Origin of the sequence: Paenibacillus sp. NPDC057934 (assembly GCF_042887565.1) — a bacterium.
GTDB lineage: Bacteria > Bacillota > Bacilli > Paenibacillales > Paenibacillaceae > Paenibacillus_AQ.
In genome coordinates this window covers 448,939-462,075 of record NZ_JBHVPB010000004.1, presented here as the reverse complement: position 1 = coordinate 462,075, position 13,137 = coordinate 448,939, and the positions used below count along the sequence as shown (strand labels likewise).

The window sequence follows — 13,137 nt, the reverse complement described above, 5'->3', positions numbered from 1 at the left end:
CAAGCCATCAGGCTGCAAGAGATCCCCTTTCTATTTTACCGGAGGCGAAGTTTCGGGCCTGTAATCTGCCGCAACCAGCACATCGACATGACGGGCGGAGCGCAGAATTTGCTTGGTCACATCGCCCCGCATCCATTTGCGAAGCCATGAACGCCTGGATTGCCCGATAATAATCTGAGTGCTCTGAAGGGCCTCTGACCTTTCTAGCAGCAGAGCAGCCACGCGGCGGTGCGCCGTACCAGGCATTATTTTAAAAATGCCACCGAGACTTTCCGTCAATTCCTTGAGCTTACGGATGCGTTCCTCTTGAGATGCACCCCCCTGCTTGATTTCCTGAACATATGTGACGTACCAGCAAGCCTTAAGCCTATAAGCAATTCGAAAGCCTCGGCGGACTAGCCGCTCAGCCTGATGCCCCAGGGTAACACAGACATAAATAGCTTCCTTGCGCCGCCAAGGCCCCCGCAGCGATCCGTCACGCTCCCAAGCCTCCAGACGTTCATCAACATCGTCGGCAATCTCCCGTAGGGACAGCTCTCTCAGGGCGATCAGATTGCCGATTTTAAAGAAATTCCCCAGCGCCTGATCCACCTTGGCCATATCATAAATTTTGCCTTCCTTCATCCGCTCTTGCAGTGCTCCGGGCGTCACATCAATCAGCTCTACTTCACTGGCCTGTTGAAGAATGCTGTCGGGCACTGTCTCCCTTACCCGGACACCCGTGATTTGCTCAATAGAATCATTCAGGCTCTCCAGATGCTGTACATTTACGGTCGAAATGACCGAAATCCCTGCATTCAGTAATTTCAGAACATCCATATAACGCTTCCTATGCTTGCTGCCCGGTACATTGGTATGTGCCAGCTCATCCACCAACACTACTTCAGGGTTACGACGGATGATTGCTTCCGTGTCCATTTCCTCCAGTACCGTTCCCCGATAATCCATGCGCAGGCGGGGAACAGACTCCAGATCGGCGACCTGTGCCAGCGTCTCTTTACGGCCATGGGTTTCCAGCAGCCCGATAACAACATCGATTCCCCTCTTCAGGAGATCATTACCCTCGCGCAGCATTTTGTAGGTCTTCCCTACGCCAGGGGCCGCGCCAATGTACACCTTGAAGGTACCGCGCCGAAAGTCCTCGATTTTCTCCATGACTTCCTGATTGCTCAGTCTATGATAAGCTTGCGCCTCCTGCTCACCACTGCGACTCTGCCGGGTCGGAAGCACCCGTTCTCCTTCCACTTCCGCACGATCCGCCACGAAGAACACATCCACGTTGCGGATCTGCTTCAACAGCGTGCTCGCGATCGACCCTTTCCAAAAGTCCTGCCACGCTGTCTGTTTGGAGTGGCCCATGACGATTCGGGTAACCTTGTTCTTTATCGCATACTGCACTAGCAGAAGAGGGATCTCCCTCCTCGAGCGGAAGGAAATCTCCTTGATGGAGGCACCGATTTTATCGGCAAGCTTCCATAACGAACGCTTAAAGGTAGCCGCATTTGAGGGCATAGCGAGCCCCTCCTTCCAGAACGACACCACTTCCAGCTCTGCGTTCAGCCGCTTGGCAATCTGTTGTCCGCGGCGAATATGAATCGAACCATTCCAATAATACTGTGCGGAGACCAGCACTTTCTCGGCGATGCCGGCCCCACCCTGAAGCCCCTGCTCCTCCCTATGCTTCTCCAGAGAGTCATTCACATCTTCAGCCACAAGACGAAGAGCCAGCTCACGCAGCTTACCTAGATTGCCTTTATTAAATAAGTGCGTATGGGCTTCTCCGCCCAGATGGCCCTCGGACAAGCGCTGGAGAATCTTCTCTGGAGTCACGTCCACCAGTACCAGTTCATCGGCCAGGGCAAGCACATTCACCGGAACAGAATGCTCCACCTTCATCCCCGTCCATTGCCGAGCTAGCTCTGCGGCTCCTTCTACTTCGTAGACGTTCACTGTGGTGATGACACTAATGCCATGGCTCAGTAGAAATTGGATGTCCTCCAGCCGCCCTGCCCGCTCGGCTCCCTCCCGGTTCCGATGTGCCGCGCCGTCCGTAAGCACAACCTCCGGGTTACGCTGCAAGATGGCTTCCATGTCCAGATCCTTCTTCTCAATCCCCTTCTTGTGCCAGTGGATGCTAGGGACCCGCTCCAGATCGCGGAGCTGGTCCAGCATCTCCGGACTTTGATGGGTGAAAACCGCACAGGTCACCACATCAATGCCCTGCGCTCTGAGCATCTGCCCCTCGCGCAGCATCTGGTACGTCTTGCCCGACCCGCTTGCCGGGCCGATATAAATCTTCAGACGGCCGCGATGCAGCTCATATAAGGACAACAGCAGCTCCTCCGGTGTTTTTCTCCGGAATGTTCCCATGCAGACCCTCTCCCTTACATGACACAGACACCCCTGCCCAATAACAAACCTCGGGCAGGGATGCTGGCTTCTGGCTATTATTCTATGGCTTCATCGCTTTCTGCACATCCAGATTTAGCTCCAGTACATTCACACGTTCTTCGCCGAACAATCCTAAATCACGCCCTTGTGTATGCGCTGCTACAAACCGCTCCAGCTCCGCCGCCGGAATTCCCGTCAGTTTGCTAATTCGCGGAATCTGCACAGCCGCCGCAGCCGGGGAGATATGGGGATCAAGCCCTGATCCCGAGTTAGTCACTAAATCCACAGGCAGCTTGTTCAAGGCGACATCGGGGTTGTCTTTTTGCCACTGTGCGATGAAATCCTTCGTACGCTGTAGCATATCCGGGTTGGAAGGCCCGTAGTTGTTCGAGCCGGAAGCCTCCGCTCTATACTCGATGCTCGACACCCGGCTGTGGAACAGACGCGGGTCTGTAAAGTTCTGACCGATCAGCTCCGAGCCAACAACGGCCCCAGCTTCATTTTTAATCAGACTACCGTTAGCTTGGGAAGGCATGAGCACCTGGGCAATAGCTGTTGTAGCCAGCGGATACACTCCCCCGCATAGTACAATGAATACCAGAGCAAGCCGCACAATGATAAAGAAATTAGAGTTTTTCATGACATCTCACCCTTTTCCTGATTTAATCAGCCGTTAGATCCACAAGCTTACAATCATATCAATCAGCTTAATACCTACGAACGGTACAACCACGCCACCGAAGCCGTAGATAAACAGGTTGCGGCCGAGTAGCCGGGACGAGCTCATTGGTTTGTACGACACCCCCCGCATAGCAAGAGGAATCAACAGCGGAATGATGATCGCATTGAAAATCAGTGCAGAGATAATGGCTGAGCTTGGCGAGCCAAGTCCCATGACATTAAGGACCTCCATCTCCGGGATCGCCAAGGTGAACATAGCCGGAATAATGGCAAAATACTTGGCGATATCGTTCGCAATACTGAACGTCGTCAACGCCCCGCGTGTCATCAACAATTGCTTCCCAATCGCCACCACCTCAATGATTTTGGAAGGATCGGAGTCCAGATCGACCATATTGGCCGCTTCCTTGGCTGCTGTGGTACCGCTGTTCATCGCCAACCCGACGTCTGCCTGGGCCAGTGCAGGTGCATCATTCGTACCGTCACCGGTCATGGCCACCAATTTACCTTGCGCCTGTTCGCGGCGAATCACCTCAATTTTGTCCTCCGGTGTACTTTCAGCAATGAAATCATCCACCCCGGCTTCACGAGCAATGGTGGCAGCAGTCAGCGGATTATCGCCAGTACACATAATTGTTTTAATCCCCATCTGCCGTAGCTCTTCGAACCGTTCCTTCATGCCGGGCTTAACCGTGTCCTTCAGGTAGATGAGTCCATAGATGCGGTTGTCTACTGCAACGGCAAGGGGAGTGCCCCCCAACCGGGCAATATCATCGGAACGGCTATCCAGATCACCCGGAATCTGTCCACCCTTCGACAATATCCATTTTTTCACGGAATCAACAGCTCCCTTGCGCACACTGCGCCCGTCACGAAGGTCGATACCACTCATCCGGGTCTCTGCCCTGAATTCCACAAATTCGCCGCCGTCTCCAAGACTGCTGTCATAGCTGCGTTCCAGCTTCTTGGCGAGTTCAATCACGGACCGCCCCTCAGGTGTCTCATCCTTCAAGGAGCTGATCGCGGCCCACGCCGTTAGATCCGATTCGGTCTCTTGACCCACTGGCACAAATTCACTCGCCATCCGGTTCCCGAAGGTAATGGTTCCTGTCTTATCCAGGATCATCGTATTGATATCCCCGGCAGCCTCCACCGCTTTCCCGGACATGGCCAGTACGTTAAACTGGGTGACCCGGTCCATGCCCGCTATGCCGATTGCCGAGAGCAGCCCGCCGATTGTTGTCGGGATCAGACAGACCAGCAGAGCAATCATGACCGGAATATCAAGCGCAATACCCAAGTATCCGGCAATCGGCCGCAAGGTAACGACAACGATCAGAAAAATAATCGTCAAGCTGATTAAGAGAGTGTTCAGTGCAATCTCGTTCGGCGTCTTCTGACGTTTGGCCCCTTCTACAAGAGAGATCATCCGGTCCAGGAACGATTCTCCGGGATCACTCGTAATCCGTACCTTGATCTCATCGCTGACAACACGTGTACCGCCGGTAACGGAGCCAAAATCTCCCCCCGCTTCCTTAATGACTGGGGCTGATTCTCCCGTAATGGCCGATTCATCCACTGAAGCCAGTCCCTCAATCACCTCGCCGTCACCCGGGATTAGTTCCCCCTGGCTGACGACCACGATATCGCCTTTACGCAGCTCAGAGGAGGAGACCGTCTTAATCGCTGTTCCCACCAGTTTATTGGCTGTAATATCCTGTTTAGTCTTCTTCAGCGAATCGGCCTGGGCCTTTCCGCGACCCTCGGCAAGCGCTTCGGCGAAATTAGCGAACAGAACGGTAAAGAGCAAAATGCAGAATACCGTAATGTTAAAACCCATCGACTGCTCGGCATGAAAATATCCGGGAGCCAGCACCATAAGCAGAACGATGATGGTACCAATCTCGACTACGAACATTACCGGATTCTTCAGCAGAGTTACCGGGTTCAGCTTCACAAAACTATCCTTCACAGCGCTGAGGAGTATCGGTCCGGTCAGCAGCTTTTTTCTTTTCGCAGTACTCATCTTGTTCTCCCTCTCTTTCTAAGCTTCGCTTAAGCAAAGCCTGCCATGGACAGCCACTGCTTACCGCAAGGTCAAGTACTCGGCAACCGGCCCCAGCACAATGACTGGCAAAAAGGTTAGCGCACCGATGATCAGAACGGTACCGATCAGAATACCTGTGAACAAGCCGTTGTCTGTGCGGAAGGTTCCGGTAGTCTCTGGCACAGTGTTCTTGCGGAGCAAGGACCCGGCAACCGCCAGCATAGCGATAACGGAGACGTATCGGCCCAACAGCATGACGATCCCGGTCGTTATATTCCAGAAGGAGGTATTATCCACCAGTCCCTCAAAGCCAGATCCGTTATTGGCGGCCGAGGAAACATATTCATATAACACTTGGGTCATCCCGTGAAAGCCCGGATTGGTTATCGAGCCTTTACCTAGCTCTGTCAGGAAGGCTCCCGCGGTCGGTACCAGGATAATAAGCGGGTGAATCAGGATCGCGATAGCGATCAGCTTCATCTCTCTGGCTTCGATCTTCCTTCCGAGGAATTCCGGGGTTCTGCCGACCATGAGTCCGCACAGGAAAACACCCATAATCGCATACATCAGCATATTAATCAGCCCTACACCCTTACCGCCAAACACATTGTTCAGCATCATAAGCGCCAGCGGCGTAATCTCACCCAGCGGTGTCAGCGTGTCATGCATATTGTTAACACTGCCTGTGGTCGCCGCGGTTGTCACCGTAGTGAACAGGGAGGACTGTGGAATCCCGAAGCGAACTTCCTTGCCTTCCATGCTACCCTGTGAGGACTCGATGCCCAAGGCGTTGATCGCCGGATTCCCACGGGTTTCCGCATAATAGTTCAGCCCCAGCAGCAGCACGAAGAGCGTCATCATCGCGGTGAAAATCACCCAGCCCTGGCGTTTGTTTTTGGCAAACAAACCGTACGTATACGGAAGTGCTGCGGGCAGCATCCACATCGAAAGAATCTCCAGCACATTCGTAATCGGACTTGGATTCTCGAACGGATGTGACGAGTTGGCCCCGAAGAACCCCCCACCGTTTGTTCCGAGATGCTTGATCGATTCCAGGGAAGCCACAGGCCCTATCGCAATGTGTTGCGCCTGGCCCTCAAGTGTTGTGACTTCAAGCGTAGGCTTCAGCGTCTGCGGCACATGCAGGCCCACTAGAATCAGCGTTACCAATAATGCCAGCGGCAGAAAGATCCGCACATGCGCTTTTACAAAGTCTTCAAAAAAGTTCCCCACCGATTCCCGCCCGGTGATTCCTCTGACAAACGCTATCGCTACGGAGAAGCCGCTGGCAGCAGAGGTGAACATCATCATCGTAATCACAGCCATTTGCGAGAAATAGGACAGACCAGTCTCTCCGCTGTAGTGCTGAAGATTCGTATTTGTCATAAAACTGATTACAGTGTTGAACGTGAGCGTCTGCTCCATATCAGAAGTCCCATTTGGATTAAGCGGCAGGCCACGCTGCACTCGCAGAATAATATAACTAAAGGCTACCAGCACGATATTCGTTAAAATGAAGCTTAACGCGTATTTCTTCCAGGACATTCCTTCCCGTTGCTTCAGCCCAATTAGGCGGTAGATACCATTCTCTGTACGCCCAAACCATTTGTCTGTACGGTTAGGCTCGCCAGAGAATACATGATACACATAGGTGCCCACTGGCTTCACCAGAAGCAGAAGGATTAAGATAACTACGACCATTTGCAGAGTGCCCATGAATGTCCCTCCTTAGCAAGACTTCTATTTCTGTTGTCATTCCTCGCATCAGATGTAGCTAAAATTTCTCCGGGTGAATCAGCGCATATACCAGATAGATGAATAGCAGCAAGGTCACCGCAATAATCACAATCACCGCTCATTCCCCCCTGCATCCCGGGCTACACCCGAGCACCATTGAACAAATCCATAGAACAAGCCGTATATAACGACCAGCGCAGCAATCATATACAAATCCAGCATCGTTTCCCGCCCCTTTGTTTATCCCTGATCACGGGATGATTTATCCGCCAAAAAAATGGCATCCCCGCTATGGGAATAGATGACATAACTTGCACCCAGTCTTTTATAGACCAATCTAGGGTTCAAGGAGGATGTGATGACAAAGATGGGCTGTGTGGTCCAGGCCCGGCACATCTGGATGTAACGGCAGCATAGCGTAAAGCTGCTCTCGAACAGATACACCTTGCCTACAGGAAAAGATGGACGAAACCACGTTTTCTGATGGCGAGTATCTACTAAAACAGTGTTCTCAACTCCCAGTTCCTCTAAACGGGCCTTCTCCTCTTGATTGTTCGTTAACCCTGCTACCTGGACGCCTCTAAATTTTAAAATCTTGATAAAATGCTCTCCAGCTTTTGTTGGTGCGCATACCAGCACATATTCCATCTGATCCGCCATATCTCTTATCCCCTCCTGCTCTTGTACAACAACAAGGAGGCAACGAAAATCTCCGAAAGGAACATGACCTATCGTCATTTTCGGACACAGCCATGTCTGGCTGTGTCACGTCACCAGACGCTGCCTTACAAGCGTTTTGCTTATAAAAGCACAGCAAAAAACCACAAAGGATCTCCTCTGTGGCTCGCTAACGGTCACATTGCACTCATCCTCTCTCCATACGCTTACGAGGTTAGCTGACGGATTCGGGCGGTGAGAGTCGCCCTACCCGTATAAATGCATACTTGATGCATCCATACAGGATTCACCCCTTAACCGGCTCCGACTCTCACATCGGCTGCCGATTGTTGGTTCCCCCGCTTTCCTTGACGGAAATTAAGCGGATCAACTATTCAGTTGTGGTTGAAACAGATGTAATCATACTCTCATGCTGGAATTTTTGTAAAACGCCAAGGATGCCAAAATAATGCATAAAGAAAACCCTTTTCATATCAGGTAGCGCTTTCTTGATATTCAATCTCTCTATATCTCTTATTTTCACGTTTTTGTCACGATTATCGAAAATTTTAGGTAGATGGGGATTCTTTTTCTCCAAAGGACGGAATTTCAGGTTTTTCGCCCGTTTTCCGTTCAAAAATGAAAAACGATGCTTGAGGGAGATAGAGGCCTCATAACGTGCAATAAACATGCTTTTACTCCCCTTTCTCTCCCTTGGTTGCTGAAATTCCGTGGATAGACGTTACTATGAAAGATTTTCTCTTTTTACAAAAGAAAGCGGTGCGGCGTATGATTCGGATTATGATCACACCGCCTGAAGCGGGTGTGCTTTGGCGTATTGTGGTGTGATAACAGCGATCATAGCTATATTGCTACCGACACTCATCACATCCCTCTGCAAATCATGGGAATCGGGGAGGGTCCAAGGTGGAACTAGAACAACAACACAAGCTGACACGAATAGAAATCTTTGCTGTCCCTGCTTCCGGGGCTATCCAGAGCTGGCAACCGAGCCAGTTCGCAATGGTGCAGACTGCCTTGCAGAATTTGCAGGCAATTTTGTACCCGCCTGTCCTTTCCGGAAAGTTCCAGCAGGAGAATCAAAAGCCTAAGCTGCTCCATCTGTCCGTGGAACAACTTCCTGGAGCATCCTCATTGCCACCAGCATGGATCAGCCTGGACACAGGCTGGCTGGTGGAACACTCCGTCGCCTATTATTCCATTCTGTAATGTCAACATTCTTCCACTCCGAAAGGAAGGTGCGCACCATGCACACCCCTTTGTCCACAATATCAGCAGCCCCCGTACCGCCCGCCGCATACCTGGCGGGCGAGCCTGGACAGCCGGCATACGACCGGCTTGTCCTCTCCGCACTGCGCTACGGCTTGGGCCTTCCCTTGGCGGACATTGGTGAGATTCTCCATCTCCCCGTCCCTGAGCTGAAGATGCAGCTAAGAGCCCTGCGCGAAGACATGTGCACGGCTCACGATTCTTTCCCACTACTTGCTTAACAACGTTTTACCCCTAAATTTATATACAACATAAAGCATCAGCGGAAGGATTAAAGCACAGGTGAAGTCCCAGAAGATATAGTAGTCGACAATATAATCGAAATAAACGGTATTGGTCGTGATGGCAAACGCCAATCCAAAGACAAGCATGCCGCCAGGAATAGACAACGGACGATAATCACGTAGCTTGAAGAGTTGCGCGGTCCCGAGCAGGAAAGCATAGAAGTCCAGAATTGTTTTGAAAAATGTAGATAAAATCCAATTGATAGCCAGGATAGCCTCCACTCGCTGCAGAAAATTCCCCACGTTGATCTTTTGCGCTGCGGCATAGGTAGCATAGAGATAGCTGGAGGCCAGGTTGGGTCCAATCACTAGAAGAGTGAGCAAGATTATAGAACAAATCGCCATCCCTCCAAGGAAAACCCCGATTAAATAATCCCTTTCCGTAGTCTTGCTGGTAACCACATAGGGTAGGAACATAAGCACAGTATTCAGCTCACAGAACGTAAAAGTGCTGCTGTATAATGAACCATGCGTAATCGCCCGAAGTCCCTCGCCCATTACAGGCTGGAGTCTGGACAATTCGGCTTGAGGTAGCAACAGAACGAACAGGGCCAGAAACAGGAAGATATATAAAGGAAAAAAAGTCTCTCCCGACCGGGCAATCGATTCTAGTCCACTCTTCGCTCCCCATACCAACGTAATGATCATCATGAAGTGAATGGCGTTGATCGGTGTTTCCGTAAAAATCTGGGTAGTGAGAAAATCACCGGCTTCCCGGAGAAGCATCGCTGTAGTAACCAAATAATAGTATAGGTAAAATAAAGAAATCAGCCCACCGATCCATCTCCCCAAGAGACGCCGGTTGTATTGAATAATCGTCAGCTTGGGAAACAGGCGGCTAAACCGGTACAGAAACCAGGCAATAGGCCAACCGATCAGAAGGCCCATTCCGCCAGAGATCCATCCATCTTGCTTGGCTGCCGATATCGTGAGCGAGGGAAGAATCAACAGCATATCACCAATAATAAAGTAGATGACCAGCACAGCAAGTTGTCTGGAGCTGATTCTCCCATTTTCCATGCCTCAATCATCCTTTACCTGTAGAATGTGCTGCATCCATCGATACAGAGGTTTGTAGATCAGCTCAGGAATCCGCATTGGACTGGGTGTTTGGATTCCTTTTAAAGCCACAATACTGACGACTGCCCCGGCAACCAGCAAAACTATAAAAATTAGCGTTTCTCGCGCCCAGCCTTTCCTGATCAAGGGAGGGAGTTCGAAGGCAGCGATGGCGAGGGAACAAAAACTGACGACAATGATCGTAAGTGTCATGTCTATTTCTCCTTCATCCGACGCTCAATCGAATTGCTGATCATGCCCGTGTTACGAATATGAGCATCCACCTTATACACCACTTTCAGATGGGGAAATTCATCATTCCATTGGGGCTCCATCTTCTTCCACAGCTTGGGGTAAGCGTTGTTGATCGCCTGTCCGAACCCGAAAACATCCACTTTATAACGGCGTTGGACCGCCTCAACCGATTTCCTCATCAAATCTTCAAGATCCTGTTCCCCAGCAGCTTGCAGCTGTTCCAGCACCATTGGATCATTGATGTTCAGACTGCACTCCAATTCCCCGATGTTGCTTTCCACTTTGGCGCTGATCTCAATAACAGGTTTACCCGCTTCCAGGCGGCTTTTCATTTCCGTGTTTGAACGGATAATTTCCAGACTAATATACTTTCCATCTGGACATTTCAAATGCCCTGCCGTGCTGCTAACCGTGTTTCTGATATAGTTATAACCTTTGCCTTCGTCCTTGGTCATCCATCCAATCAGCTTGTCGTTACGGAAGACTGCCATACCTGAATATCCCAGTTTTACCGGATGATCAATAAGTCTCATGTCCTCCGATTTAGTATCCGAACTATCATTCTCCAAAATGGAGATCCCCGGCAGCACAGGACTCATTCCCGTAGTCATGAGTTGGTCAATCAACGTGTCGACAGTCACCGCAGCCACCGGTGCCCAGACCTTAGTTGAAGTATCCAGCGAGTAGAATAATGCCTCGGCAGGGATTTTCTCCAGCGGTGTCAAGACCTTCAGAATATCCTCCGCAGGGGCATCCTTGGCGATCAATATGTAATAATCCGGTCTTGTCTCCGGATTCCGTACTAGAATGTCAATCACTTTGGCAATACCGTCCCGAGCCACTTCTTCACTTAGAACCATGGTCCGGATGTGAGCAGTATAGATCTTACGGGGACTCGTCTCTGTCAGCTTACGGAAGGCCTCAAAGAGGGTCGGCGCCACCGTCTTATATACCGCAACCGGAGTGTCCTGCTTGCCTGTACGGCCATTCACCTGATCTGGTATAACCACCTGTACGGTCAAATGGTACTGGTCCCCAGATTTATCAATTGCGATGCCCGACACAATGCCCAGTTCATTCAATTCCCGACGGCTCCAGCACCCTGTCAACAGCACAAGGATCACTACTGCCGCTAAAATCCCCCCTGTAATACGTTTCATGGATGCACCTCAACGATAGCTATTTATTTGCGTGATTGCCGCACCGGGTTCTTGCGATTGTACATCTTCGGCCGATTGCGCATAGCCGGCCAAGGCAAGCGGAACAGCGAATCCTTCTGAGCGTCCAGATTAAATGGAGCGAGTGGACTCAGATAGGGAACGCCGAAGGAGCGGAGCGTGTTCAGGTGCAGCACAAGGATGATAACCCCCACGAGAATGCCGAATAGCCCAAATGAAGCGGCCAACCCCATTAATACAAACCGGATCATTCGCACTGAAATGGACATTGTATTCGCCGGAATGACGTAACTAGAAATCGCCGTAATAGATACGATAATGACCATTGCCGCGGAGATAATGCCCGCTTCTACCGCAGATTGCCCGATAACGAGTGTACCTACAATGGATACGGCCTGACCCACCGTTCTTGGCATCCTTATGCCGGCTTCCCGCAGAATCTCATAGACAATCTCCATCATCAACGCCTCAATAAAAGCCGGAAAGGGAACGCCTTCCCGCTGCGCGGCCAGATTTAGCAGCAGATTCGTGGGCAGCATCTCCTGATGAAAGGTTGTAATAGCGATGTAGAATGACGGGGCAAGCAGGACAATCAGAAAGGACATAAAGCGGATCATCCGAATCAGGGTGCTGATGTCGGAGCGCTGGTAATAGTCTTCCGGCGTCTGTAAGAAATGAACAAAGAGTGCTGGAACGAGCAGGACAAATGGCGTACCATCAATGATTATCGCTACTTTCCCCTCCAGAATTCCCGCCACGATGGTATCAGGACGCTCACTGTTGTAAACCGTTGGGAAAGGAGTAGCTGTCTTGTCCTGAATAAATTCCTCAATATAGCCGCTCTCCAAAATGCCGTCGATATCAATAGCATCCAGACGGTTACGCACTTCCTGAAGGATATGTCCGCTCACAATATTTTTTTGGTACATAATAGCAACGCTAGTCTTGGTTATCGTGCCAATGGGGTGGATTTCAAGCCATAGCTGCGGGTCCTTGATCCTGCGGCGGATGAGCGAGATATTGGTCTGAATATTCTCGGTAAAAGCATCCATCGGCCCACGAATGCTCGGCTGAGAAGTCGGTTCGCCCACGGTCCGGTCTTCGCGTCCGGTCACCCCGATTCGGAGCCCCTCCGCATATCCGTCGAGCAAAAGAATCGCATCTCCCGACAGAAGATGTGTGAACAGCGTGTCTATCCCATGGATATATCCAATGTCTCCCACCGTAAGGGCCTTTTCCTTCAGATAGGCCAGTGGGGCCTCCCGGAAGGATGATTCCTGCTCCGGTTTTAACGCCCCCAGATTAGTCAGCGATTTCAGCACAGCTGTCTGGATCATAGTGCGATCAGCCAGACCGTTCATGTATAGCAAGGCCACTCCCCACTGATCGGCAAGCACCATCTCCCGTATAATCAGATCCGGACTGCTGCCCAATGCTTCCTGTATGGACCGAATATTGTTGTGCAGATCAGCGTCCAGCAATTTCCCGGAATCCGACACCAGTTGCATGGAAGCCACCTCTCATTTAGCAAAATTAGGTTGCCCTTATTGTGACCCGC

Annotated in this window: 12 protein-coding genes and 1 riboswitch; of the genes, 1 reads left to right on the top strand and 11 read right to left on the bottom strand. The window is 51.0% G+C overall.

Annotated features, from left to right (window positions below):
* Positions 1-30: 30 nt before the first annotated feature.
* The 7 genes from ACFVRY_RS11905 to ACFVRY_RS11875 form a co-directional block, all read right to left on the bottom strand.
* Positions 31-2,370 carry a universal stress protein gene (locus tag ACFVRY_RS11905; protein WP_387500395.1) on the bottom strand — a complete coding sequence of 780 codons (2,340 nt, stop codon included), beginning with the start codon at positions 2,368-2,370 and terminating at the stop codon, positions 31-33.
* Positions 2,371-2,452: 82 nt separating this feature from the next.
* Positions 2,453-3,031 carry a potassium-transporting ATPase subunit KdpC gene (gene kdpC, locus ACFVRY_RS11900; protein WP_387500394.1) on the bottom strand — a complete coding sequence of 193 codons (579 nt, stop codon included), beginning with the start codon at positions 3,029-3,031 and terminating at the stop codon, positions 2,453-2,455.
* A 33-nt stretch (positions 3,032-3,064) separates the two neighbouring features.
* Positions 3,065-5,098: a potassium-transporting ATPase subunit KdpB gene (gene kdpB, locus ACFVRY_RS11895; RefSeq protein WP_387500393.1), complete on the bottom strand. Its 2,034-nt coding sequence runs from the start codon at positions 5,096-5,098 to the stop codon at positions 3,065-3,067.
* A gap of 60 nt (positions 5,099-5,158) precedes the next feature.
* Positions 5,159-6,835: a potassium-transporting ATPase subunit KdpA gene (gene kdpA / locus ACFVRY_RS11890; RefSeq protein WP_387500392.1), complete on the bottom strand. Its 1,677-nt coding sequence runs from the start codon at positions 6,833-6,835 to the stop codon at positions 5,159-5,161.
* Between the two features lie 58 nt (positions 6,836-6,893).
* Positions 6,894-6,965 (bottom strand): K(+)-transporting ATPase subunit F, encoded by a 72-nt coding sequence (kdpF, locus tag ACFVRY_RS11885; RefSeq protein ID WP_387500493.1) that lies wholly within the window; start codon positions 6,963-6,965, stop codon positions 6,894-6,896.
* Positions 6,966-7,096: 131 nt separating this feature from the next.
* Entirely contained in the window at positions 7,097-7,516 is a 420-nt protein-coding gene (locus ACFVRY_RS11880; protein WP_387500391.1) for a hypothetical protein, read from the bottom strand.
* A gap of 205 nt (positions 7,517-7,721) precedes the next feature.
* Positions 7,722-7,908: riboswitch (cyclic di-AMP (ydaO/yuaA leader) on the bottom strand.
* Positions 7,905-8,204, bottom strand: coding sequence for a hypothetical protein (locus ACFVRY_RS11875; RefSeq protein ID WP_387500390.1), 300 nt, complete (start codon positions 8,202-8,204; stop codon positions 7,905-7,907). (Overlaps the previous riboswitch by 4 nt.)
* 236 nt (positions 8,205-8,440) lie before the next feature.
* On the opposite strand from ACFVRY_RS11875, the gene ACFVRY_RS11870 reads away from it, so the two are divergent.
* Positions 8,441-8,743 carry a hypothetical protein gene (locus ACFVRY_RS11870; RefSeq protein ID WP_387500389.1) on the top strand — a complete coding sequence of 101 codons (303 nt, stop codon included), beginning with the start codon at positions 8,441-8,443 and terminating at the stop codon, positions 8,741-8,743.
* 269 nt (positions 8,744-9,012) lie between these two features.
* Here ACFVRY_RS11870 and ACFVRY_RS11865 read toward each other — a convergent pair whose 3' ends face one another.
* From ACFVRY_RS11865 to ACFVRY_RS11850, 4 genes are read right to left on the bottom strand one after another with little or no spacing between them, the layout of a single operon-like run.
* Positions 9,013-10,107 (bottom strand): GerAB/ArcD/ProY family transporter, encoded by a 1,095-nt coding sequence (locus ACFVRY_RS11865; RefSeq protein ID WP_387500388.1) that lies wholly within the window; start codon positions 10,105-10,107, stop codon positions 9,013-9,015.
* Between the two features lie 3 nt (positions 10,108-10,110).
* Positions 10,111-10,359 (bottom strand): hypothetical protein, encoded by a 249-nt coding sequence (locus tag ACFVRY_RS11860; protein WP_387500386.1) that lies wholly within the window; start codon positions 10,357-10,359, stop codon positions 10,111-10,113.
* A 2-nt stretch (positions 10,360-10,361) separates the two neighbouring features.
* Positions 10,362-11,561, bottom strand: a complete 1,200-nt coding sequence (locus ACFVRY_RS11855) for a Ger(x)C family spore germination protein (protein ID WP_387500385.1) — start codon at positions 11,559-11,561, stop codon at positions 10,362-10,364.
* Between the two features lie 23 nt (positions 11,562-11,584).
* A complete protein-coding gene (locus ACFVRY_RS11850; protein ID WP_387500384.1) occupies positions 11,585-13,087 on the bottom strand; it encodes a spore germination protein in 1,503 nt (500 codons plus the stop codon).
* Between the last annotated feature and the right edge of the window lie 50 nt (positions 13,088-13,137).